At 69.4% G+C, this 23,648-nt stretch carries 23 protein-coding genes; 17 read left to right on the forward strand and 6 right to left on the reverse strand.

Annotation, left to right across the window (positions count from 1 at the left end; genetic code table 11):
• Positions 1-35 precede the first annotated feature (35 nt).
• The 3 genes from ligD to ACFC14_RS10600 are packed head-to-tail and all read left to right on the forward strand — an operon-like array spanning position 36 to position 1,646.
• Positions 36-1,109: a non-homologous end-joining DNA ligase gene (ligD, locus tag ACFC14_RS10590; protein ID WP_376103941.1), complete on the forward strand. Its 1,074-nt coding sequence runs from the start codon at positions 36-38 to the stop codon at positions 1,107-1,109.
• A 37-nt stretch (positions 1,110-1,146) separates the two neighbouring features.
• Positions 1,147-1,410, forward strand: coding sequence for a ribbon-helix-helix protein, CopG family (locus ACFC14_RS10595; protein ID WP_136042738.1), 264 nt, complete (start codon positions 1,147-1,149; stop codon positions 1,408-1,410).
• Positions 1,407-1,646 (forward strand): toxin, encoded by a 240-nt coding sequence (locus ACFC14_RS10600; protein WP_136042737.1) that lies wholly within the window; start codon positions 1,407-1,409, stop codon positions 1,644-1,646. Before ACFC14_RS10595 ends, ACFC14_RS10600 begins: the two co-directional genes overlap by 4 nt.
• Before the next feature lie 46 nt (positions 1,647-1,692).
• On the opposite strand, the gene ACFC14_RS10605 is transcribed toward ACFC14_RS10600, so the two are convergent.
• Both ACFC14_RS10605 and ACFC14_RS10610 read right to left on the reverse strand, forming a co-directional pair.
• Positions 1,693-2,736, reverse strand: coding sequence for an ATP-dependent DNA ligase (locus ACFC14_RS10605; RefSeq protein WP_376103944.1), 1,044 nt, complete (start codon positions 2,734-2,736; stop codon positions 1,693-1,695).
• A 56-nt stretch (positions 2,737-2,792) separates the two neighbouring features.
• Positions 2,793-4,244: a phytoene desaturase family protein gene (locus ACFC14_RS10610; protein ID WP_376103946.1), complete on the reverse strand. Its 1,452-nt coding sequence runs from the start codon at positions 4,242-4,244 to the stop codon at positions 2,793-2,795.
• 64 nt (positions 4,245-4,308) lie between these two features.
• Here ACFC14_RS10610 and ACFC14_RS10615 point away from each other — a divergent pair, with 64 nt between their 5' ends.
• Positions 4,309-4,797, forward strand: coding sequence for a hypothetical protein (locus ACFC14_RS10615; protein WP_136042734.1), 489 nt, complete (start codon positions 4,309-4,311; stop codon positions 4,795-4,797).
• 47 nt (positions 4,798-4,844) lie between these two features.
• The gene (locus tag ACFC14_RS10620; protein ID WP_376103950.1) at positions 4,845-5,321 is read left to right on the forward strand and encodes a GNAT family N-acetyltransferase; all 477 of its coding nucleotides are present in this window, start codon (positions 4,845-4,847) and stop codon (positions 5,319-5,321) included.
• 25 nt (positions 5,322-5,346) lie between these two features.
• On the opposite strand, the gene ACFC14_RS10625 is transcribed toward ACFC14_RS10620, so the two are convergent.
• Positions 5,347-6,582, reverse strand: coding sequence for an acyl-CoA dehydrogenase family protein (locus ACFC14_RS10625; RefSeq protein WP_376103953.1), 1,236 nt, complete (start codon positions 6,580-6,582; stop codon positions 5,347-5,349).
• A gap of 62 nt (positions 6,583-6,644) precedes the next feature.
• A complete protein-coding gene (locus ACFC14_RS10630; RefSeq protein ID WP_376103956.1) occupies positions 6,645-7,304 on the reverse strand; it encodes a TetR/AcrR family transcriptional regulator in 660 nt (219 codons plus the stop codon).
• 59 nt (positions 7,305-7,363) lie between these two features.
• On the opposite strand from ACFC14_RS10630, the gene ACFC14_RS10635 reads away from it, so the two are divergent.
• The 3 genes from ACFC14_RS10635 (at position 7,364) to sucD (ending at position 9,919) form a co-directional block, all read left to right on the forward strand.
• The gene (locus ACFC14_RS10635; RefSeq protein ID WP_376103959.1) at positions 7,364-7,717 is read left to right on the forward strand and encodes a DUF2510 domain-containing protein; all 354 of its coding nucleotides are present in this window, start codon (positions 7,364-7,366) and stop codon (positions 7,715-7,717) included.
• A gap of 114 nt (positions 7,718-7,831) precedes the next feature.
• Positions 7,832-8,998 carry an ADP-forming succinate--CoA ligase subunit beta gene (gene sucC, locus ACFC14_RS10640; protein WP_376103962.1) on the forward strand — a complete coding sequence of 389 codons (1,167 nt, stop codon included), beginning with the start codon at positions 7,832-7,834 and terminating at the stop codon, positions 8,996-8,998.
• A gap of 18 nt (positions 8,999-9,016) precedes the next feature.
• Positions 9,017-9,919 carry a succinate--CoA ligase subunit alpha gene (sucD, locus tag ACFC14_RS10645; protein ID WP_376103965.1) on the forward strand — a complete coding sequence of 301 codons (903 nt, stop codon included), beginning with the start codon at positions 9,017-9,019 and terminating at the stop codon, positions 9,917-9,919.
• A 95-nt stretch (positions 9,920-10,014) separates the two neighbouring features.
• Here the strand turns inward: sucD and ACFC14_RS10650 are convergent, their stop codons facing one another.
• On the reverse strand, positions 10,015-10,593 hold the full coding sequence (locus tag ACFC14_RS10650; RefSeq protein WP_376103967.1) for a TetR/AcrR family transcriptional regulator: 579 nt from the start codon (positions 10,591-10,593) through the stop codon (positions 10,015-10,017).
• 70 nt (positions 10,594-10,663) lie between these two features.
• Here ACFC14_RS10650 and ACFC14_RS10655 point away from each other — a divergent pair, with 70 nt between their 5' ends.
• Entirely contained in the window at positions 10,664-11,071 is a 408-nt protein-coding gene (locus ACFC14_RS10655; protein WP_376103969.1) for a VOC family protein, read from the forward strand.
• A 53-nt stretch (positions 11,072-11,124) separates the two neighbouring features.
• Here the strand turns inward: ACFC14_RS10655 and ACFC14_RS10660 are convergent, their stop codons facing one another.
• Positions 11,125-12,600 carry an NCS2 family permease gene (locus ACFC14_RS10660; protein WP_029262297.1) on the reverse strand — a complete coding sequence of 492 codons (1,476 nt, stop codon included), beginning with the start codon at positions 12,598-12,600 and terminating at the stop codon, positions 11,125-11,127.
• A 90-nt stretch (positions 12,601-12,690) separates the two neighbouring features.
• On the opposite strand from ACFC14_RS10660, the gene ACFC14_RS10665 reads away from it, so the two are divergent.
• The 8 genes from ACFC14_RS10665 (at position 12,691) to ACFC14_RS10700 (ending at position 23,629) form a co-directional block, all read left to right on the forward strand.
• Positions 12,691-14,082: a DUF6350 family protein gene (locus ACFC14_RS10665; protein ID WP_376103973.1), complete on the forward strand. Its 1,392-nt coding sequence runs from the start codon at positions 12,691-12,693 to the stop codon at positions 14,080-14,082.
• A gap of 65 nt (positions 14,083-14,147) precedes the next feature.
• On the forward strand, positions 14,148-14,735 hold the full coding sequence (purN, locus tag ACFC14_RS10670) for a phosphoribosylglycinamide formyltransferase (RefSeq protein WP_376103976.1): 588 nt from the start codon (positions 14,148-14,150) through the stop codon (positions 14,733-14,735).
• Between the two features lie 35 nt (positions 14,736-14,770).
• Positions 14,771-16,378, forward strand: a complete 1,608-nt coding sequence (purH, locus tag ACFC14_RS10675; protein WP_376103979.1) for a bifunctional phosphoribosylaminoimidazolecarboxamide formyltransferase/IMP cyclohydrolase — start codon at positions 14,771-14,773, stop codon at positions 16,376-16,378.
• A 173-nt stretch (positions 16,379-16,551) separates the two neighbouring features.
• Positions 16,552-18,072, forward strand: coding sequence for an AlkA N-terminal domain-containing protein (locus tag ACFC14_RS10680; RefSeq protein WP_376103982.1), 1,521 nt, complete (start codon positions 16,552-16,554; stop codon positions 18,070-18,072).
• Positions 18,069-18,566, forward strand: a complete 498-nt coding sequence (locus ACFC14_RS10685; protein WP_376103985.1) for a methylated-DNA--[protein]-cysteine S-methyltransferase — start codon at positions 18,069-18,071, stop codon at positions 18,564-18,566. Before ACFC14_RS10680 ends, ACFC14_RS10685 begins: the two co-directional genes overlap by 4 nt.
• A gap of 362 nt (positions 18,567-18,928) precedes the next feature.
• Complete coding sequence (locus ACFC14_RS10690; protein WP_376103988.1) at positions 18,929-20,881, forward strand: ABC transporter ATP-binding protein; 1,953 nt, start codon at positions 18,929-18,931, stop codon at positions 20,879-20,881.
• Positions 20,878-22,692 carry an ABC transporter ATP-binding protein gene (locus ACFC14_RS10695; RefSeq protein ID WP_376103991.1) on the forward strand — a complete coding sequence of 605 codons (1,815 nt, stop codon included), beginning with the start codon at positions 20,878-20,880 and terminating at the stop codon, positions 22,690-22,692. Before ACFC14_RS10690 ends, ACFC14_RS10695 begins: the two co-directional genes overlap by 4 nt.
• A 121-nt stretch (positions 22,693-22,813) precedes the next feature.
• Entirely contained in the window at positions 22,814-23,629 is an 816-nt protein-coding gene (locus tag ACFC14_RS10700; protein WP_376103994.1) for a hypothetical protein, read from the forward strand.
• Positions 23,630-23,648 lie beyond the last annotated feature (19 nt).

Raw genomic sequence — 23,648 nt, forward strand, 5'->3', positions numbered from 1 at the left:
TTCCTTCCGTCGGAGCCTCGCTCTAGGGTCGGAGCATGGCCTCAGAACGCGTGACTCTGACCGTCGCCGACTCCGATGGGGAACGCGAGGTCGCGCTGTCGAGCCCGAACCGCGTGGTTTGGCCCGACCTCGGCATCACGAAGGCCGAGTTGGCCGAGTACGCGCAGCTCGTCGCGGAACCCTTCCTCGCGGCCAACGGCAACCGTCCGGTGTCGCTCGAGCGTTTCCGTGACGGTGTCGGCGCATCCGGGGGGCCGCGCGCCGAGGGCTTCTTCTCAAAGAACCCGCCCAAGGGGACACCCGACTTCGTCGATGCCGTGACCGTCACGTACAACAGCGGACGCCAGCATCCGCAGATCGTGCTGAACAGGGCGAGCGCGATCGTCTGGGCCGTGCAGATGAACACGATCGTCTTCCACCCCTGGGCTTCTCTGGCCACCGACGCCGACAACCCCGTCGAGCTGCGCATCGACCTCGATCCGCAGCCGGGCACGGATTTCGCGGATGCCGTGACTGCCGCGCACACGCTGCGCGAGGTGCTGCGCGAGGCCGGGCTGGAGGCGTTCGCCAAGACCAGCGGCAACCGCGGCCTGCATGTCTTCGCACCGATCGAACCGACGCACGAGTTCCTGAACGTGCGGCATGGCGTGATCGCAGCCGGGCGCGAGTTGGAGCGACGGATGCCGGAGCAGGTCACCACGAACTGGTGGAAGGAGGAGCGCGGGGAGCGGATCTTCGTCGACTTCAACCAGGCCAACCGCGACCGCACGATGGCCGGTGCTTACAGCCCGCGCGCGCTGCCGGGGGCGACGGTGTCCACTCCCGTCGAGTGGGACGAGCTCGACGGCCTGGACCCGCGCACGTTCACGGTGCGCAGCATCCCGAAGCGCCTCGAGGAGGTCGGCGATCCCTGGGCGACGATGCAGGCCGCTCCCGGCCGCATCGACACCCTGCTGCAGTGGTGGGAGCGCGACAAAGAGAACGGGCTGGGGGAGCTGCCGTTCCCGCCGGAGTTCCCGAAGATGCCGGGGGAGCCCCCTCGGGTGCAGCCGAGCAAGAAGGTCGCCGCCAACTGGGACGAAGACGGCACTCCCGCCGAGAAGGACTGAACTTGCGGGCTGAGCATTTTCGTATAACAATATTTCTATGATCTCGCGCGAAACCATCGACGGCAGTCCGGTCACCGAGGAGCAGATCGCTGAATGGTCTGCAGAAGCGGAAGCCGGATACGACGCTGACGTTCTCAAGAAGCGTGGTCGCGGGCGGCCGGGACGTGGGGCGATGCCCTCACAAGTCGTGGCGCTGCGGCTGACTCTCGATGAGATCGCCGCGCTCGACGCCCGCGCGGAACGCGAAGGAAAAACTCGATCTGAGGTAATCCGCGAGGCGTTGTCGGCTGCAGCCGCGTGAAAGTCCATGCTGCCGCACTCAAGCACGGAGTCGAGCCTGACGACATTGTGCAGGCCGCAACCTGGGCCCTGTGGATAGAGGATCTGGACGATGACAGCCCTGCGCGTCAGCTGCGACTCGGATTCGATACGCGAGGGCGTCTGTTGGAAACCGTTGTTCTCGTGTTCGACAGCGGTCACGAACTCGTCATCCACGCGATGCCGGCGAGGCCTCAGATGATCGCTCTGCTCCCGTGAACGGCGGAGGGCACGAGATATGTCGGGGGCTTCTCCGACGACCCCGTCAGCGGAGCACGTCCGCGAGGTCGTAGCCCGCGACCGTGTCGAGCTGGTCGTAGGTGCAGGAGCGGGCGTCGCGGTCGGGGCGCCAGCGCTCGAACTGCACCGTGTGGCGGAAGCGCGCGCCTTCGAGCCGGTCGTATCGCACCTCGAGCACCCGTTCGGGGCGCAGCCGCACGAACGAGACGTCTTTGCTGCCGCTGAACCGGGAGCGCTCGCCCTCGGCGGTGACCGCCTCGCCGCTGTCGTCGCGCTCGACCAGGGGTGCGAGCTCGTCGACGAGCTCCTGACGCCGGGCATCGCTCCAGGCTGCGACCCCGCCGACCTGCCGCAGCACGCCGTCGTCGCCGTGCAGACCGACCAGGAGCGACCCGACGCCGGATCCGGACTTGTGGATGCGGTAGCCGAGCGCCACCACATCGGCCGTGCGGGCGTGCTTGATCTTGAACAGCGTCCGCTTCCCCGGCGCATACGGCTGGTCGAGGGGTTTGGCGACGACGCCGTCGAGTCCCGCCCCTTCGAACTCGGCGAGCCAGCGGACCGCCGCCTCACGGTCCCGGGTCGTCCGGGTGATGTGCAGCGGATGCTCGACGCCCTCCATCAGCGTCTCGAGGCGGTCTCGCCGGGTCTCGAAGGGCTGCGTCAGCAGATCGTCGTCGCCGTCGGCGAGCAGATCGAAGGCGATGAACATCGCCGGTGTCTCCACGGCGAGCTTCGCGACGCGCGAGGCCGCCGGGTGGATGCGCTGGCTCAGCGCCTCCCAGTCCAGACGCTGCGAGCCGAGCGGTCCCGTGGCGACGACGATCTCTCCGTCGAGCAGACACGGTCCGGGCAGCAGCTCGGGGATCGCCTCGACCAGCTCGGGGAAGTACCGCGTGAGCGGCTTCGCGCCGCGGGAGCCGATCTCGACCGACTCGCCGTCCCAGGCGATCAGGCCGCGGAAGCCGTCCCACTTGGGTTCGAACAGGAGCCCGCCGGGGGTCTTCGCCGGGTCGGGAACCGCCGGAACGGCCTTGGCGAGCATCGGCGCGGGGATCTCGTAGCGCATGGTCCCATCCTGGCCGCGGGCTTTCGATTCCGGTACCCCGGTGTCGCCGACCGGGGTCAGCCGAACAGCTCGTCGAGCCCGGCCGGCGTCCCGGCGTCGTGGAGCACCGTGCGGGCGGCGTGCCATCCGGCCATCCCGTTCACGGCAGGACCGGGCGGAGTCGACGCCGACGCCAGGTACACGCCCCGCATCGGGGTGCGCCACGGGGTGGGGGACAGCACCGGACGCCGGAGCGCCTGTCGCATGTCGAACACGCCACCGGAGATGTCCCCGCCGATCTCCGCAGGGTTGATGGCCTCCCGAGAGGAAGCGGGAACCGCGTGATGCGCCAGGATCAGGTCCCGGAAGCCGGGCGCGAAGCGCTCGACCTGCGCCGTGATGAGCTCGGTGGGGTCGAGGTCGGAGCCGTTCGGCACATGGATGTATGCCCACAGGACGGCTTTGCCCTCGGGGGCGCGTGTCGGGTCGAAGACCGAGGGCTGCACGGCGAGCACATACGGCTTCTCGCCCACACGCCCCACGGCCACGGCGTTCTCGCTCGCCCACACCTCTTCGTGGGTGCCGCCGAGGTGCACGGTCACGGCGTTTCGCACCTCCGGGTTCGACCAGGGGATGGGGCCGTCGAGTGCGAAGTCGACCTTGGCGGCTGCGGCGCCGTAGCGGTAGCCGCGCAGTGCCCTGGCATAGCCCGCCGGCACGTCGGGATGGGTGAGTGCGAGCCGGGGCGAGGCATTCAGCAGGAGCACGTCTCCGCGTGAGGGGTCGCCGGCGTCGAGGGTGCGCAGGTCGTTCACGCGCGCACCGGTCTCGACCGCTCCGCCGTGCGCTTCGAGGTCGGCGACCAGAGCATCGGCGATGGTCTGCGAACCGCCGCGAGGGTAGGGCCAGCCTCCTGCATGCGCGAGAGCGGCGAGGAGGAGCCCTGCTGCGGCACCGGCGAGGGTCGGCTGCGGGGAGTTCGCGTGCGCGACGACTCCGGACATGAGGGCGGCAGCCTCCTCTGTCCGGAACGAGGTGCGGGCCAGGGGTGTGCCCTGGTCGAGCATCCGGATCGCGTAGCGCACAGCGGTGAGGGGCTCGGCGGGTATGCGGAGAAGCTGGTTGCCCGTGAAGTCGGTGACCCCGTCGATGTGGGTGGTGAGGGGCCGCAGGCGGGTGAGCCAGGCGTCGCGGTCGACTCCGAGGGCGGCGGCAGTGCGTTCGATGTCGCGCCAGGCGACGGCCGCAGCGCCACCGTCGAGCGGATGGGCGAAGGAGATCTCGGGGCGGATCCACTCGATGCGTTCTTCCAGCCGGAATGCGCGGAAGAAAGGCGAGGAGACCGCCGCCGGATGTACGGCGGAGCACACATCGTGGCGGAAACCGGGAAGCGTGCCTTCCCCGGTGCGCAGCCCGCCGCCGATCGTGTCGGCGGCCTCGAGAACGCGCACCTCGTAGCCGGCGCGTGCGAGCGCCACGCCTGCGGCGAGGCCGTTGGGTCCGGATCCGATGATCGTCGCGCGTGCCATGCCGCCAGTCTCGCACGCGTCGTGTGGTCGAAAGAGGGGGTTGCGGCGTGCGATCCTGGAACTGATGAAAGAAGTTCAGGGGCCGACCCCCGCAGGCACCTCCCGTCCATACCGTTCGCTCCAGGAAGCGTTGCGCGCGCACCGCATCGACCCCTCGAACCACGCGTTCATCGCGGAGATCACCCAGGCGATCGGGATCAGTTCGTTCATCGACCGTGGTCGCTACATCGAGGCCATCCGTCGCGGTGAGGGCGCTCCTCTGCACATCGGTCGCACCTACACGAACGGCTTCACCGAGGATGAGCGTCTCGTCGTCGGATCCGCGCCGCTGCGCCTGCAGCCGAGCGAGGGGCGGGCACCGTACTTCTACGTCAGCCACCCGAGCGAGTTCATCCCGTTGACCGCGCCGCGCGCGGCCAAGCGCACGACGACGCCTCGCGTCTCCGCACCCCGCGCGGAGAAGGCGCCGAAGCCCGTCGAAGAGCGCGACTACGGCGTGTGCGACGTGTGCTTCATGGTGAAGACCCCGTCCGGCGGCTGCGGCTGCGACTGACGGTGAGCCCCGACGCGCACGGTCCGGTCGAGCGACCGATGATCCGCGTGGCCGATCTGACCGGCCCTGATGCGATCGCGGTCGGCTCCGCGGTGCGGGAGTATCTGCAGCAGACCGAGCTCGAGAAACGGCTGCAGGAGGGGATGGTCTCGGAGTCCGCTGCACCTCTCCCCGACCGGTACCTCCCTGAGGTAGAAGACCCGGCCGCCGCCTATGCCGGGCATCGAGTTCTGATCGCGCAGATTCGGGAACGTGTCGTCGGGGTGGTCGTGCTCTCCGAACGGGACGGGACCGCGGAGATCAAGCGTCTCTGGGCGATTCCTAAGGCCCGCGGACTCGGCGTGGGGTCGGCGTTGCTCGACGGCGCCGTGCGCTCGGCGGCCGAGACGGGAGCGACCGAGATCCGGCTGTCGGTCTGGGACTGGCGAGAGGGCCCCCTGCGTCTGTACGAATCCCGAGGTTTCGAGCGCGTGCCGTCGTGGGACGATCGCGAGCGGCTCGTGTGCATGGTGCGCCCGGTCTGACGAGACCGGACCCGGCCGACCTCGGTCAGGCGAAGGCGCTCATCCCGGTGATGTCACGCCCGAGAAGCAGCGCCTGCACGCTCTCCGTGCCCTCGTAGGTGTGGATCGCCTCGATGTCGGCCATGTGCTGGATGACTCCGTTCTCGAGCAGGATGCCGTTGCCGCCGAGCAGGTCGCGGGCGGTCGAGGCGATGCGTCGCGCGGCCCGGGTGTTGTGGAACTTCGCGAGCGACGCCTGGGTCGGACGCAGCTCGCCCGCGGTCTCCAGATCGGCCATCCGCCGGCAGTACAGCTGCATGGCGGTGAGGTCTTCGAGCATGTGGGTGAGCCGCTCCTGCACCATCTGGAACTTCGCGAGCGGCTTGCCGAACTGCACCCGCTGGGTCGCGTAGGCGAGGGAGGCCTCGTAGCAGGCGGTCGCATGCCCGAGCGCCGACCAGGCGACACCGGAGCGGGTCGCATAGAGCACGGTCGAGGCGTCTTTGAAACTCCTCGTCCCCGGCAGCACGGCGTCGAGCGGCACCCGCACGTCGTCGAGGGCGATGTGGGCCTGATGGATCGCCCGCAGCGAGGCCTTTCCGCGGATCACGCTGCCGGCATAGCCCGGGGTGTCCTGCTCGACCAGGAAGCAGCGGACCGCTCCGTGCTCGTCGGCGGACTCATCGTCGACGCGGGCCCAGACGAACGTGATGCCGCCGGACGCGCCGTTTCCGATCCACTTCTTCGCGCCGCGGATGACCCACGAGTCGCCGTCGCGGCGGGCGACGGTCTCGAGGGAGACGGAGTCCGAGCCGTGGTCGGGCTCGGTCAGCGCGAAGGAGCCGAGCACAGAGCCGTCGGCGAGGGCGGTGAGCCACTTCTCCTGCTGGTCCGGCGAGCCGAAGAGGGCGAGTGTGCGCAGTGCGAGCCCGCCCTGTACGGCGAGGATCGTACCCAGCGAGCCGTCGCCGCGGGAGATCTCCATGTTGACGAGCCCGGCGGCCAGCGGCGACAGGCTCGTGAGGGCGGGGTGCTGGACGCCGTCGACGACGAGGTCCATCTCACCCATCCGACGGGCGGCATCCAACGGGTACTCCGCGCGGTCCCAGGCATCCGCCATCTGCGGGGCGACCTCGTCGACGTAGGACTTCGCCCGGTCCCACGCCTCGCGGTCGGCGGCGGGGATGTCGGTGAAGACGGCGTAGTAGTCGCTGTCCTGACGCGCGGTGATGTCGTACGACGAGACCCGCTCGCCGGGGAACGGGGTGGCTGCATCGCTCATGAGGCTCCTTCGTGGACCTGAGTATCGTACCCCTCGATACTCGGTTCCACGACCCTCAGCGGCTAGTCGAGCTCCGACTGAAGCCGCCGAGACACCTCGGCGATCGGCATGGACCGCGGGAACACCGCGACGACCATGTCGTCCGGGGCCGTGGCCGCGTCGTCTGCCACGCCGTAGCGGCGTCGCACATCGGTCAGCGCGGTCTGCAGGGTGGCCAGCGGCACCTTCTTGCGCCCCCGCAGCAGCTGGCGCAGCACGTGGTTGTGCACGGCGGTCACGAGAGCGGCGAAGCCCACGGCATCCAGCGGGTCGACGCCGGGAAGCGCTCCGCGCAGGTACTCGTCGAACAACCGCTCGTAGCGGAAGACCGTGATGATCTCGCGTTCGCGCAGGACGGGCACGTCGCGGACGATCTGGTAGCGACGCCGGGCGAGCTCCGGGTCGTGCGCGAAGTGCGCGAAGACCGACTCGGATGCCGCACACACCGCGCCCCACGGATCGTCGTGCCCCTCGTCGAGGAACTCCCTGAGCTGCTCGAGGAGCACCTCGTGATCGGCGAAAACCACGTCCTCCTTGCCGCCGAACTGGCGGAAGAACGTCGAGCGCGAGACGCCGGCGGCCTTGGCGATCTGCTCCACCGAGGTCTGGTCGAACCCCTGGGCGCTGAAGAGCTCGAGCGCTGCGGCCACGACGCCGGTGCGCAGTTCTGCGGATTCGTGCATGGCGAAAGCCTAGACCTCGGCAGGCGGAGACGCCGAGGCGACACCGTCATACTGAGAGCGTGAGTGAGCGCAGGATTGCGGCCGGATGGTACGAGACGCGCCGCCGCGGCACCCTGCGATGGTGGGACGGTGCGCGGTGGACCGATCGCATCGCAGTGCGCGGTCGCGAGACGACGCTGGCGGAGGACAGCGCCTCCACACGCAGGCAACTCCTCATATGCGAACTCGTGCTCGCCGCCGTCCTCGTCGCATCCATCCTCTTCGCGCTGTGGGGCTCGCTGCCGGTTGTCGTGATCCGTCCCGTGATCGTCGGGACCGGTGCCGCTCTGGTCTTCACCCCGTTCGTGATCTCCCGGCAGCTCCGGCTCGTCGCACTTCCGGCAAGGCGCTGGGGCGTGCCGACGCTGCGCTGACCGGAACGACCCGGTGGCCGCAGGAGCGCCCAGGCCGAGGTAGTAGGCTGGGGGACTGGTCGATGTCTCGACATCGAGAGAATTACCAGACAGCAGCCCAGTGAAGGAACCACAGTGGATCTGTACGAGTACCAGGCACGAGACGTTTTCGAAAAGTACGGAGTGCCGGTCCTCGCCGGCATCGTCGCGGACACCCCTGAAGAGGTGAGGGCGGCTGCCGAGAAGATCGGCGGAGTGGTCGTCGTCAAGGCTCAGGTCAAGACCGGCGGCCGTGGAAAGGCGGGCGGCGTCAAGGTCGCCAAGACCCCCGACGAGGCGTACGAGGCAGCGAAGGCCATTCTCGGCCTCGACATCAAGGGCCACGTCGTCAAGCGCGTCATGGTCGCGCAGGGTGCGCGCATCGCCGAGGAGTTCTACTTCTCCGTGCTGCTCGACCGCGCCAACCGCTCCTACCTGAGCCTCTGCTCGGTCGAGGGCGGCATGGAGATCGAAGAGCTCGCGGTGGAGCGTCCCGAGGCGCTCGCGCGCGTCGAGGTCAACCCGCTCACGGGTATCGACAAGGAGAAGGCCGTCGAGATCGCTCGTGCGGCGAACTTCCCGGAAGACCTCATCGAGAAGGTCTCCGACGTCTTCGTCAAGCTCTTCGACGTCTACAAGGGCGAGGACGCGACGCTCGTCGAGGTCAACCCGCTGGTCCGCACCGAAGAGGGCGACATCATCGCGCTCGACGGCAAGGTCACGCTCGACGACAACGCCTCCGAGATCCGTCACCCCGAGCACGAGGCGCTCGAGGACAAGGACGCAGCCGACCCGCTCGAGGCCAAGGCCAAGCAGTCGGGCCTCAACTACGTGAAGCTCGACGGCGAGGTCGGCATCATCGGCAACGGCGCGGGACTCGTCATGTCCACGCTCGACGTGGTCGCCTACGCGGGCGAGAACCACAACGGCGTGAAGCCGGCCAACTTCCTCGACATCGGCGGCGGCGCCTCGGCCGAGGTCATGGCCGCCGGCCTCGACGTCATCCTCGGCGACCCGCAGGTCAAGAGCGTGTTCGTCAACGTCTTCGGCGGCATCACGGCGTGCGACGCCGTCGCCAACGGCATCAAGGGTGCCCTCGAGACGCTGGGCGCCACGGCCTCCAAGCCGCTCGTCGTGCGCCTGGACGGCAACCGCGTCGACGAGGGTCGCGCGATCCTCGCCGAGTATGCACACCCGCTTGTGACCCTGGCCGCCACCATGGACGAGGGCGCCGACAAGGCCGCCGAGCTCGCCAACGCCTGAGACTGAAGGACGAGAAGAATGTCGATCTACCTCAACAAGGACTCCAAGGTCATCGTCCAGGGCATCACCGGCGGTGAGGGCACCAAGCACACCGCGCTGATGCTCAAGGCCGGCACCCAGGTCGTCGGTGGCGTGAACGCCCGCAAGGCCGGCACGACGGTCTCGCACACCGACAAGGATGGCAGCGCCGTCGAGCTGCCCGTGTTCGCCTCGGTCGCCGAGGCCATGAAGGAGACCGGCGCCGACGTGTCGATCGCCTTCGTCCCCGGCGCCTTCACGAAGGACGCGATGATCGAGGCCGTCGACGCCGAGATCCCGCTGCTCGTCGTCATCACCGAGGGCGTCCCCGTCGGCGACTCGGCCGAGGCCTGGGCCTACGCGCAGAGCAAGGGCAACAAGACCCGCATCATCGGGCCGAACTGCCCCGGCATCATCACGCCGGGCGAGGCGCTCGTGGGCATCACGCCCGCCAACATCACGGGCAAGGGACCGATCGGCCTCGTGTCGAAGTCGGGCACCCTGACCTACCAGATGATGTTCGAGCTGCGCGACCTGGGCTTCTCCACCGCCATCGGCATCGGCGGCGACCCGGTCATCGGCACCACGCACATCGACGCGCTCGCCGCGTTCGAGGCCGACCCCGAGACCAAGGCCATCGTCATGATCGGCGAGATCGGCGGCGACGCCGAAGAGCGCGCGGCCGACTACATCAAGGCGAACGTCACCAAGCCGGTCGTCGGCTACGTCGCGGGCTTCACGGCCCCCGAGGGCAAGACCATGGGTCACGCCGGCGCGATCGTCTCCGGCTCGGCAGGAACCGCTCAGGCGAAGAAGGAGGCCCTCGAGGCCGCCGGCGTCAAGGTCGGCAAGACGCCGTCCGAGACGGCAGACCTGATGCGCGCGATCATCGAGTCGCTCTGATCTGAGCTACGCTTGATCTGAAGGCCCCGGACTCCACTCCGGGGCCTTCTTTCATGCCTGGGCAGTGGTGGAGCCTGAGGCCGGCCGGAGACGAGTCAGCGCCGAGGAGCGACGGAGTCCAGGATGCCGTCGAGGGCTCCGTGGGCGTGCTCCCGGGCGTCGGTGTCGTTCGCATGCGCGGCCAGCCAGAGCGCGAGTTCGTTCATCGCTCCGGACAGCGCTGCGGTGAGCGGCTCCAGGAGTGCGGGGGAGACCCCGGCCTCGTCCAGTCCGGCGCGCAGCTCCTGCTCTGGGCCGTCCGCGTCGAGCTGCCGCCACTCCTGCCATCCCAGCACCGCGGGGCCGTCGACGAGCAGCACGCGCGATGCCGCTCCTCGGGTGATGGCGTCGAGGAAGGCGTGGCTGCCGCCCCGGAGTGCGGTGTCGGGTGTGCTGTCCGTGATGGCCGTGACGATCGCAACGGCGACGATCCGCTGCTGCTCCGCAGCGACTGCCGCGAAGAGCAACGGCTTCGACGAATAGTGGTGGTACACGGCACCGCGGGTGACGCCGGCCGCCTGGGCGATCTCGTCGACGGACGCTGCGGCATATCCGTGTTCGGCGAAGTGCACGGTGGCGACGTCGAGGATCCGACGTGCGGTCTCAGCCGCGTCGGCGGCGGATGCTCTGGGCATGGGGTTCCTTTACGTGCTTTGTGTATGTATCCTAGCTCGAAGATACAAACACGCTGTATGTAAAGGGGAGATGATGGAGATCACGAGCTTCTATCCGGTGCTGATGGTGGACGACGTCGCCGAGGCGGCGCGGTTCTATCGCGAGGAACTCGGCTTCGAGGTGACCTTCGAGGCCGACTGGTACGTGAGCCTGCGCTTCGACGGCGGTGAGCTCGCGATCCTCGACCGCACGCACGAGACCATCCCGGAAGGGTTCCGCGAGCCCGTGCGCGGGCTGCTGCTCAACGTCGAGGTCCCCGATGCCGCAGCCGAATATGCGCGGCTGGTCGGGGAGCGCGGGCTGCCTGAGCGGCTGCCGTTGCGGGATGAGGCCTTCGGGCAGCGGCACTTCATCGTCGAGGCTCCCGGAGGTGTGCTGATCGACGTGATCGAGCCGATCGAGCCGTCCGCCGAGTTCGCCGCCGCCTACGGGGGCTGAACACGAAAGAGGGGCGGATGCCGCAGCATCCGCCCCTCTTTTGCCGCTTCGGGTCAGATCCCGACGCCGAAGAGCGCCTCGATGGGCCCCCGGGCGAAGAAGATCAGGAAGCCGGCGCCGACCACCCACAGCAGCGGGCTGATGGTCTTGGCCTTGCCCGAGAACGCGTGGATGAGCACCCAGCTCACGAAGCCCGCGCCGATGCCGTTCGCGATCGAGTAGGTCAGCGGCATGACCGAGACGGTGAGGAACACCGGCAGCAGCACGCGGAAGTCACTGAAGTCGATGTAGCGGATCTGCGCCATCATCATCGCTCCGACGATGATCAGCGCGGCCGCGGCGATCTCGGTCGGGACGATCGACGTCAGAGGCGTCAGGAACATCGCGATCAGGAAGACCACGCCGGTCACGACGTTCGCGAGACCCGTGCGCGCGCCTTCGCCGATGCCGGCACCCGACTCGATGAAGACCGTGCTCGACGACGACGAGGTCGCTCCGCCGGCGATCGCGCCGACACCCTCGACGACCAGCGCCGACTTGATGCGGGGGAAGTCGCCGTTGTCGTCGGCGAGGTTCGCCTCTTTCGCGAGGCCGGTCATGGTGCCCATGGCGTCGAAGAAGTTGGTGAACAGCAGGGTGAAGACGATCATCACGATCGCCACGAGGCTGACCTTGCTCAGGTCGAAGCTGAAGTCGACCGCGCCGATCAGGCTGAGGTCGGGAATGCCCACGGGGGAGCCGTTCAGCGCCGGGACGGTGAGTCCCCAGCCGCCCGGATTGACCACGTTGCCCTCGTCGTCGAAGCCTCGGGCTCCGATGTGCCAGATCGCCTCGACGATCACGGCGAGCACGGTGCCGCCGATGAGGCCGATCAGCATGCCGCCCTTGATCTTGAGCGCGACGAGGATGCCCGTGAGCAGGAGCGTGATCACGAAGAGCAGCGTCGGTACGGTCGCGACCGAGCCGTTGACACCGAGGCCGACGGGCGGCGACGAGGCGCCGGTCGCGGTGACGAAGCCGGAGTTGACGAAGCCGATGAAGGCGATGAACAGGCCGATGCCGACCGTGATCGCGATCTTCAGCTGGAAAGGCACGGCGTCGAAGATCGCCTTCCGGAGCCCGGTGGCGGCGAGCAGCACGATGACGACACCGTTGATCATCACCAGCGCCATGGCCTCGGGCCAGGTCACCTGGCCGACGACCGAGAACGCGACGAAGGCGTTGATGCCGAGGCCCGCGGCGAAACCGAACGGGAGGCGCGTGACGAGTCCGAAGAGGATCGTCATCACGCCGGCGGTCAGCGCGGTGGCCGCTCCGACGGCGTTGAACTCGAGCATGTTCCCGGCGACGTCGGGTTTGCCGGAGAGGATGATCGGGTTCAGGATCACGATGTAGGCCATCGTGACGAACGTCACCAGACCACCTCGGATCTCGGTACCGATCGTCGATCCGCGCTTGCTGATCTCGAAGAAGCGGTCGAGCGAGTTCTTGGGCTCGGTGGATGCCGGGGCGGGCGGGGCAGTTGTCATCGGGAAACCTCCGGAGAAACGCTATCGTGTCGCCGACCCCACGCGCGCCCCCAGGGCTTCGTCGGCAACTCGTCGTAGTCTCGAAACGCTATGCAACGCCTCCTCGTCGCGCTCCTCGCCGCCTTCGACGCCGCCATCGCCGCGGCGGTCGGTCTCGTCGTGCTGCTGGCGCCGCTGACGCTGCTGTGGACGGTCGCCTTCGGGGTCACGGCCGACTGGGGCGCGCTCTGGCCGCTCACCGGGACGCTCTGGGAGTTCGGTCACGGAGTTCCGCTGACGATCACGATCCCGGACGCGCTCCTGGTGGCGCTCGCGATCCCACCCGCGGCGGCGAACTTCGTCGTGTCGATCACACCGCTCGCCTTCCTCCTGTTCACGCTGCTCTTCGCCGCGCGTTCGGGCAGCAGGGCGGCGAAGGCGGGCGCGTGGCTGCTCGGCTCGCTCACCGGAGCCGCGGTGTTCACCCTCATCTCCGTGGGCGTCGCACTGAGCGCACGGCTGGAGGCGGCGCAGACGCCGTTGTCGCCGGCGATCATCCTCCCTGCCGCGGTCTACCTCGTGGGTGTGCTGTGCGGGGCGGTGCGCGTCACGTGGGACGACGGCGACGGGGGCCTCCTCGACCGCTTGCACGACTGGTTCGACGCCCGCGAGGACTGGGCCCCCGTTCCGGCGGCGATCGTGCGCGGGGCAGCCTTCGCGCTCGTCGGGGTGGCCGGCGCATCCGCCCTCGCGCTGGCCGTGACCATCCTGCTGCGCGGCGGCGAGGTGGTGGCGCTGTTCCAGGCCGCCAGGGTCGACGCCCTCGGTGCGACGGTGATGACGCTCGCCCAGCTCGCATACCTGCCGACCATGCTCGTGTGGACGGCGGCATGGCTCGCCGGTCCCGGCTTCGCGGTCGGTGCCGCCACGGCGGTCTCGCCCGCGGGTACGCAGCTCGGGGTCGTCCCCGGCATCCCGGTGTTCGGCCTGCTGCCCGAGAACAGCTCGATCTGGATGCTGATCGTCGTGCTCATCCCCGTCGCCGCCGGTGCGTTCGCCGGCTGGGCGGTGCGCTCGCGTCTCGTCTGGGAGGGCACGCCGCTCGGGGTGTTGCAGCGCGCCGTGATCGCCGTGGGCATCGCTGCCCTGACCGCAGGGATCGGCGGTCTCGCCGCTGCCCTCGCGAACGGCTCGATGGGTCCGGGGAGGCTGGCGGTCGTCGGGCCCGCCGTCTATCCGTTCGCTCTGGCGCTCGGCGCGGAGGTTCTCGTGGGGGCGGCCATCCTCCTGCTATCTCCTCGGAACCGCGATGAGCTCGCCGAGGAGCGGACCGACCGCTGGATCGCCGAGATGACCGAGCTCGACCCGAACGCCGTCGTCATCGCGGGAGAGGCATCCGGTGCGCCCTCCGCGGGCGTGTCCACCGCGGACGACACGGCACCGCTCGATGACGTGCGCGGATTCCTCGCGCCGCCGCGCGATCGAGCGGAACCGCGCGACTGACGACGACATGCGAGCGGTCCGGACACCGGGCGGGAGCAGCATGCACACCCCGGTAGACTGGGCGCGTGCTCACGGTCGCCGTTCTCATCTCGGGCACCGGCTCGAACCTTCGCGCCCTCCTCGAGGCCGCTCGTCATCCCGATTTCCCCGCCAGGGTGATCGTCGTGGGTGCCGACCGCGAAGCCGACGGGCTGGCCCATGCCGAGGAGTTCGGCATCCCCAGTTTCACCGTGCCGTGGCACGAGCACGAGAGCCGTGAGGCCTGGGGTGAAGAGCTCGCCCGTCAGCTCGCCGTCTGGAACCCCGACCTCGTGGTCCTCTCAGGACTCATGCGCCTGCTGCCGCCGTCGCTCGTCGCGCAGTACTCGCCGCGCCTCATCAACACGCACCCGGCATACCTGCCGGAGTTCCCCGGAGCGCACGGCGTCCGTGACGCGCTCGCTGCGGGGGTCACCGAGACCGGTGCCAGCGTGATCGTCGTCGACGACGGCGTCGACTCCGGGCCGATCCTCGCCCAGGAGCGCGTGCCCGTGCTCGAGGGCGACACCGAGCACACGCTGCACGAGCGCATCAAGCCCGTCGAACGTCGTCTGCTCATCGACGTCGTCCGCGGGATCGCCACGGGCGACCTCCCCCTCACCTCTTCTTCCTGACCCCCACCCGACGCCCCCGCACGAAGGAGCCCATCATGGCCGGCCCCCGCCACGACCCCACGCTCTACCGCGATCGCGACACCGTGCCGATCCGGCGCGCGCTCGTCTCGGTGAGCGACAAGACAGACCTGCTCGTCCTCGCGGCAGCTCTCGCTGAGGCCGGGGTGGAGATCGTCTCGACGGGCTCGACCGCCGCGACCATCCGCGATGCCGGCTTCACCGTGACCGATGTGGCCGCCGTCACCGGCGTCGCCGAGATGCTCGACGGTCGCGTGAAGACGCTGCACCCGAAGGTCCACGGAGGCCTGCTGGCCGACCTGCGTCTCGAGGAGCACGAGCGTCAGCTCGAGGAGCTCGACATCGCGCCGTTCGAGCTCGTCGTGGTGAACCTGTATCCGTTCGTCGAGACCGTCGCCTCGGGCGCGGTCGGCGACGACGTGGTCGAGCAGATCGACATCGGCGGCCCCGCCATGGTGCGCGCCGCGGCGAAGAACCACGCCAACGTCGCGATCGTCGTGTCGCCGCAGTCATACCCCGCGATCGTGGAGGCGGTCGCCGCCGGCGGCACCTCCGTCGCGCAGCGTCGCGAGCTCGCCGCCCGCGCATTCGCGCACACCGCCGCCTACGACACCGCGGTGGCCCAGTGGTTCGCCGAGGGCACGCTCACCGAGCCCGGCGACCTGCCCGCACACCTCACGATCCAGGCCGAGCGCCTCGCGACCCTCCGCTACGGCGAGAACTCGCACCAGCGCGGCGCGATCTACACCCGCGCCGGCGGTCACGGCATCGCCCAGGCCACGCAGCTGCAGGGCAAGGAGATGTCGTACAACAACTACGTCGACGCGGATGCCGCGCTGCGTGCCGCCTACGACATGGTCAAGCCGGCCGTCGCGATCATCAAGCACGCCAACCCGTGCGGCATCGCCACGACCGCCCCGAACGCCCTCGACCCGATCGCCAGCGCCCACCTGCGTGCGCACGAGTGCGACCCGGTCTCGGCATACGGCGGGGTCATCGCCGCGAACGGCACCGTGACCCTCAAGATGGCCGAGAACCTCAAGGACATCTTCACCGAGGTCATCGTCGCGCCGTCGTTCGAGCCCGCCGCCCTCGAGGTGTTCAAGGCCAAGAAGAACCTGCGCCTGCTGCAGCTCCCGCAGGACTGGCAGCAGGAGCGCATGGACGTGCGTCTGGTCTCGGGCGGACTGCTGCTGCAGGATGCCGACCGCTTCCCGGACGACATCGGCTCCGTCGCCAAGAACTGGGAGCTCGTGTCGGGTGAGCGTCCGAGCGACGACGAGATGGAGAACCTCATCTTCGCGTGGAAGGCCTGCCGCGCCGTCAAGTCGAACGCGATTGTCCTCGCGAAGGACAACGCCACGGTCGGCGTCGGCATGGGCCAGGTCAACCGCGTCGACTCGTGCCGCCTCGCGGTCGAGCGCGCCGGGGACCGTGCCGCCGGTTCGGTCGCCTCCTCGGACGCGTTCTTCCCGTTCGCCGACGGCGCGCAGGTGCTGATCGACGCGGGCGTCACGGCCATCGTGCAGCCCGGCGGATCGGTCCGCGACGAGGAAGTCATCGATGCCGCCCGCAAGGCCGGCGTCACGATGTTCTTCACCGGGGAGCGTCACTTCTTCCACTGAGCGGCCGGCCTCTGCGCCGAAACCCCCGCTTCTCGCCGAGACCCCGGCCTGCCGACGTGTGCAGGTCGGGGTCTCGGCGTCAGGTCGGGGTCTCGGCACGGCTCGACGGACTCCGCGACAGCCATGTCCGATTTCCGCCAGTCGACGTCGGAGGCCCGTGACAGCATGGAGGCATGAGCTTCCCCGTGATCGACTTCGACGAGCGCTACCGTGCGATCAGCGCGCGCGACACCCGCTTCGACGGGCAGTTCGTGACGGCGGTGCGCTCGACCGGGATCTACTGCCGTCCGAGCTGCCCTGCGCGCACACCCAACCCGCAGAACGTCACGTTCTATCCCACGAGCGCGGCCGCGCACGAAGCCGGATACCGTGCGTGCAAGCGCTGCCTCCCCGAAGCCGCCCCCGGGTCGCCGGCGTGGGACATCCGCGGCGACGTCGCGGCCCGCGCCATGCGGCTCATCTCCGACGGCGTCGTGGAGCGCGAGGGCGTGCCGGGGCTCGCCGCGCGCCTCGGGTATTCGAGCAGACACCTCACGCGTCTGCTGACCACCGAGCTGGGCGCCGGGCCCCTCGCCCTCGCCAGGGCGCACCGCGCGCACACGGCGCGGATGCTGCTCGTCGGCACCGATATGCCCATCTCCGACGTCGCCTTCTCGGCGGGCTTCGCCAGCATCCGCCAGTGCAACGACACGATACGCGAGGTCTTCGGCCTCACCCCCGGCGAGCTCAGGGCACGTCGACGACTGCCGGCATCCGCGGTACCGGGTGCCATCGACCTGGTCCTGCCGTACCGCGGTCCGCTCGACGCGAGCGGCATCTTCACCTGGATGGCGGCGCGCGCCGTGCCGGGCGTCGAAGAGACCACGGCGATGTCGTTCTCCCGGCATCTGCGGATGACAGGCGGTCCCGCCTGGTTCGAGGTGAGTCAGGATGCGACCCAGCGCCTGCACCTGCGCGCCCGTGTCGCGCGCCTGGGCGATCTGGCACCGCTGGTGTCGACCGTGCGCCGCATCTTCGACCTCGATGCCGACCCGCTGGCGATCGACGAGGCGCTCTCCGACCACCCCGAGCTGGCGCCGCTCGTCGCCCGCACGCCCGGCATGCGCGTTCCCGGCTCGGCAGACCCGCACGAGATGCTCATCCGCGCCATGGTCGGACAGCAGATCACGGTGGTCGCCGCCCGCACGGCGCTCATCGCGCTCACCGAGGCGCTGGGGGAGCGCACCGAGCAGGGACTGCTCTTCCCGACGATGACGGCGATCGCCGAGCGCGGGGCCGAGGTGCTGCGTGGCCCCGCCGCCCGCATCCGCGCGATCACCGGTGCGGCCGCGGCCCTCGCCGACGGCTCCCTGACATTGACCGTCGGCGATGACGGCGTCGAGCAGCGCGAGGCCCTCCTCGCGATGCCGGGCATCGGACCGTGGACGGCCGACTACGTGCGCATGCGCGTGCTCGGCGACCCCGACATCCTGCTCCCCGGCGACGTCGCGCTGCGTGCGGGAGCTGCGGCCTCCGGGCTTCCGGGCGAGGCCCGTGCGCTCACCGCCTGGGCCGAGCGCACGGCCCCCTGGCGCAGCTATCTGAGTGCGCATCTCTGGCGCGCCGCCCCGGTGCGGCCGGCCGGACCCCGACGGGCAGCATCCACCGCCCGCGCAGCCGCCACAACTGACACGACATCGAAGGAGACCTCATGACCGCTCTCATCCAGACCATCGAGACCCCGGACGGGGCCTTCACGATCCTCGCCGACGACCGTCAGCGGGTGCTGTCGTCGGGGTGGACCTCCGACGTGGAGGCGATCCTCGCGCGACTGGCGCCGGCGCACCGCCCCGAAGAGCTCCGCGAGGGCGAGACGGATGCCGCAGACGCCGCGCTGGCCTTCTACGCGGGCGACCTGTCCGCGATCGACGCGATCGCGGTCAAGCAGTCGGGCACCGTCCTGCAGCTCGCGGGGTGGTCGGCTCTGCGGGCGATCGAGCCCGGTGCACCGCTCACCTACACCGGCTTCGCAGAGCGGCTCGGCAACCCGAACGCCGTGCGCGCGGCCGCCTCGATCTGCGCCAGGAACGCCCCGGCGCTGTTCGTGCCGTGCCACCGCGTGCTGCGCACCGACGGCAGCCTCGGCGGCTTCGCCTGGGGGCTGGACGTGAAGGAGAGCCTGCTCGCGCGCGAGAGCATCGCCGCCTGATCGGCTCCTCTTCGCCGCGCTGCCGACATCCGGTGGCGCGGCGAAAGCGCGCTCGGACACAGGATGCCGGGCCCGGCGCAGGAAAGACGCCGAACAAATCGGGAATGCGTCTTGTGTTCAGCTGGTTCACAGCAATAGGCTGGTGGGCTGTCGCGCCAACCGGACGACACAGCCGAGCCCCTGAGGAGGACACCATGACCACGATCGCCACCGCGCGGATCGCAGCTCTCGGCTCGACCCCGGCGCGTCCGCTCTCCTAGAGCCACCCCGCCCCTTCTGCACCGGATGCCGGACTCTGCGAGTCCGCTCTCGCATCCGTCCCCTTCCGCAACCGCATTCCATACGAAACTCGTCTGAGAGACATGTCTTCCTCGCCTTCCGCGCAGAATCCCTCGCCTTCATCCACCCTTTCCACTCCGGCCGCGCTGTGGCGGCTGAAGCCCTTCGTCAAACCCGTCATCTGGCGGCTCGCCGGCGGTGCCGCCAGCGCGCTCATCGCGGCCATCATCGCCCTGATGATCCCGATCGTCCTCGAGCAGATCATCAGCGGACCGGTCCGCTCCGGTGACTTCCGCGCAATCGTCTGGGGTGCGCTCGCGGTCTTCGCGCTCGGCCTCGGCGAGGCGCTGATGGTCTGGCTGCGTCGCCAGTTCGTGCTCAACCCCTCGACCGAGGTCGAGTACAAGATGCGCACCGAGCTCTACTCGCGCCTGCAGACCCTTCCGGTCTCGTTCCACGACAGGTGGGGTTCCGGTCAGCTGCTCAGCCGCATGATGCAGGACATCGGCCTCATCCGCCGCTGGCTGGCCTTCGGGCTCGTGCTGCTCGTCGTCAACGTCCTCACGATCATCATCGGATCGGTGCTGCTCTTCCGTTGGCACTGGCTGCTCGGCACGATCTTCCTGGTCACGGCGATCCCGCTATGGATCCGCGGCTACCTGTTCGAGAAGCGCTACGGCGCGCTCACCCGCCGCAGCCAGGACCAGGCCGGTGACCTCGCGACCAGCGTCGAGGAGAGCGTGCACGGCATCCGAGTGCTGAAGGCGTTCGGCCGTGGCAAGCACGCGCTCAGCCGTTTCAGCCGTCAGGCCGAGACACTGCGCGAGACCGAGATGAGCAAGGCCGGCGCGATCGCCTCGATCTGGTTCTGGCTCGACATGATGCCGCAGATCGCGTTCGGTCTGAGCCTGATCTCGGGCATCTGGTTGATCTCGCAGGGGCAGATCGATGAGGCACAGCTGTTCGCGTTCTTCGCGATGGCCGTCGTGCTCCGCTGGCCCATCGAGTCCATCGGCTTCCTGTTCTCGTTCATGCTCGACGCCCGCACGGCGACCGACCGTGTGTTCGACATCTTCTCCGAGACCAACACGATCACGGACCCCGAGAACCCCGTGCACATCGACGACCCGCGCGGAGAGCTGGCCTTCGTGAACGCCCACTTCCGGTACCAGGACGCCGGTTCCCACGAACGCGATCTGCTCGACGGCATCGACCTGGTCCTGCGCCCCGGCGAGACCATGGCGCTCGTCGGTCTCACCGGTAGCGGCAAGACCACGCTCACGACGCTGCCCACGCGTCTGTACGACGTGACGGGCGGCAAGGTCACGCTCGACGGTGTCGATGTGCGCGATCTGCCGCTGTCCGAGCTGCGCCGGCACATCGCGATGGCCTTCGAGGATGCGACGCTGTTCTCGGCGACCGTGCGCGAGAACGTGCTGCTCGGCCGCGCCGACCTCGACGTGCACAGCGAAGAGGGGGAGCGCGTGCTGCGTGAAGCGCTCGACGTCGCGCAGGCGTCGTTCGTGGACTCGCTGCCCGACGGTGTCGAGACCGTGATCGGCGAGGAGGGGCTCAGCCTCTCCGGTGGGCAGCGTCAGCGTCTCGCCCTCGCGCGTGCGGTGGCGGCGGCGCCGAAGGTGCTCGTGCTCGACGACCCGCTGTCGGCGCTGGACGTCGACACCGAGGCGCTCGTGGAAGAGGCGCTGCGACACGTCCTCGCCGAGACGACGGCGCTGATCGTGGCGCACCGTCCCTCGACCGTCGCCCTCGCCGACCGCGTCGCGCTGCTCGAGGCCGGCCGCGTCACCGCGGTGGGGACTCACTCCGAGCTGCTGAAGAGCAGCCGTCACTACCGTCACGTCATCTCCAGCCTCGAGGCCGAGGAAGCCGCTCGCACCGGAGCGATCCCGATCATCCGCGACGAGCAGCTCCAGGTCGAAGACGAGGTCCGCGAGGGCCGCAGAGCCGAGGCCGCCGACGATGCTTCGACTGGCTCAGCAACCACGTTCGATGAAGAGAAGGAGGTGCAGCGATGAGCTCCGCCATCACCGGAACCCAGGACGAGGATCGTTCCGAGTACACCCGCGAGGAGAGCCGGGAGATCCGTCGTCGGTCGCTCCGGCTGCTCGGATCGCTGGTGCGCCCGCTGAAGCCGCAGATCGTGCTGGCCGCCGCTGTGCTGATCATCTCGACCGCGCTGCAGGTCGCAGGTCCCATCCTGATCAGCATCGGTCTCGACCGTGCGCTGCCGGCGGTGCTGAAGAACGCCGACTGGATGCCGACCTTCATGATCGGCGGCATCTACCTGGCCGCGGGCATCCTGGCCGCCGTGATGATCGCCTGGTACGTCATCATCGCCGCCAAGCTCACGCAGGCTGTGCTGCTCGATCTGCGCAAGCGGATCTTCCTGCACACCCAGCGCCTGAGCCTGGAGTTCCACGAGTCGTACACCTCCGGGCGCATCATCTCGCGCCAGACGAGTGACCTCGATTCGATCAAGGAGCTCCTCGACGGCGGCCTGAACGAGCTCGTCTCCGGCGTGCTCTTCGGGCTCTTCACCTTCATCGCGCTGTGCTTCTGGGACTGGCAGTCCGGCCTGATCCTCGCGATCGGCGGCGTGCCGCTGTTCTTCCTGATGAAGTGGTTCTACTCGCGCTCGCAGCTGGTCTACCGCGAGTCGCGCGTGATCAGCGCGAAGGTGATCGTGCAGTTCGTCGAGACGATGACGGGTATCCGTGCCGTCAAGGCGTTCCGCAAGGAGCCGCGCAACGACAAGTCGTTCCAGGCGATCGCGGGGGAGTACCGCGATGTCAACCGCCGCTCGATGCTGCTGTTCGGCACGTTCGAGCCCGGTCTCATGGGCGTCGCAGCCCTCGTGCTCGGCATCGTCGTGCTGTGGGGCGGCATCCGCGTCTCGGAGGGGGCGCTCACCGTCGGTGTGCTGCTCTCGGCAGTCCTGTACGTGCGCAACTTCTTCGCTCCGATGCAGGAGATCGCGATGTTCCTGAACTCCTATCAGTCGGCCACGGCCGCGCTGGAGAAGGTGTCGGGCGTGCTCGAGGAGGTGCCGACGGTTCCGGACCCCGAGAAGCCGGTCGACCTGTGGGAGTCGCGCGGTCACATCCGGTTCGACGAGGTGACCTTCGGCTACAACGGCGAGAAGACGATCCTCCCGAACTTCTCGCTCGACATCCCCGCCGGGGAGACGATCGCCCTGGTGGGCACGACCGGCGCGGGCAAGTCCACGCTGGCCAAGCTCATCTCGCGGTTCTACGACCCCTCCGAGGGGCGGGTCACGCTCGACGACATCGACCTCCGCTCGCTGCACCCGAAGGACCTCCGCCGCGCGATCGTCATGGTCACGCAGGAGGCCTACCTGTTCAGCGGAACGGTGGCCGACAACATCGCGCTCGGCAAGCCGGATGCGTCGCTCGACGAGATCAGGGCGGCCGCACGCGCGGTGGGAGCGGACGAGTTCATCTCATCGCTGCCCGACGGCTACGGCACCGATGTGAACAAGCGCGGTGGGCGAGTGTCGGCCGGCCAGCGTCAGCTCATCTCGTTCGCCAGGGCGTTCCTCGCCGACCCCGCGGTGCTGATCCTCGACGAGGCCACCGCCTCGCTGGACATCCCGTCGGAGCGGTTGATCCAGGATGCGCTGCAGACCCTGCTCAAGGACCGCACCGCGATCATCATCGCGCACCGCCTGTCGACGGTCGCGATCGCCGACCGGGTGCTGGTGATGGAGCACGGGCAGATCATCGAGGACGACACTCCGGCCGCGCTCATCGGCGGTACCGGCAAGTTCGCCCAGCTGCACGCGGCCTGGCAGGAGACACTGGTCTGATGACGCCGATCACCTCACCTCTGCGGACACGGGAACACCCCGTGCTCGCGGGGGTGGGGATCGGTCGCGGACGCGCGGCACGGGGGCTCCGTCGGTCGCCGCGCCTGGGTAGCATCGGATCATGGATCCTTTGCTGCTCGCCGCCGAGTGGTGGTGGATCGCGCCGACCGCAGTCGCTGCGGGAACGGCCGGTGCGATCGGTCTGCGTCGCCGGAGCAGCACGATGAGCGGTCGCCGGCTCGAGGTCGATGCCGCGCGCCACGACCTCAGGACGGCTCAGCGGATCGCATCCGAGCGACGCATCGCGCTGAAGATCGCCCGCGCCGACCTCGCCCGCGTCACGGCGGAACGTGCGGCGCAGCGCGCGACGGCCGAGCAGGTCGCCGGAGCGCGACGGATGCTCAAGGAGCGGGAGCGCGACGCCAAAGCGGCCTCGGCCGACGTGCGCGCCCGGCAGGTCCGGCTGAACGCCGCGCGTGCGGCGGTACCGACGGCCTCCGAGCCCGGCCCCGTGGAACGGCTGCATGCCGCGCACGATGCCGTGACGGTCCGGTGGATGCGGTACGAGACCGACCCCGCGCTCCAGATCGCCTATCCCGCGATGACCGACGTCAAGCTCCCCGCCACAGCGGCGTACCTGCGGGCATCCGGACACGCGGCCGAGATGCGGCGTGCGGTCTCGGGCAAGACGACCCCTGCCGACTTCGCGGCCTACCGCGACGCCGTCGCCGAGCTCGAGCGCGCCTTCGAGGCGGCGGAGCATGCGGCGAGGGTCCAGGCCGGCGAGGCCCCGCCGAACGCGGCCTGGCAGGACGCGGCGCAGGACATGCTGAGTCGCTCGGCCGAGGCGATCGACCGTGCTGCCGGTGCGGCGGCATCCGCCATCGCCGCCTGGACCAACCGCAAGAAGCCCGGCAAGCCGGACGACCGTCCCTGACGACCGCCCGGCGACGCCC

The organism is Microbacterium sp. NPDC055988 (genome assembly GCF_042269505.1).
Lineage (GTDB): Bacteria > Actinomycetota > Actinomycetes > Actinomycetales > Microbacteriaceae > Microbacterium.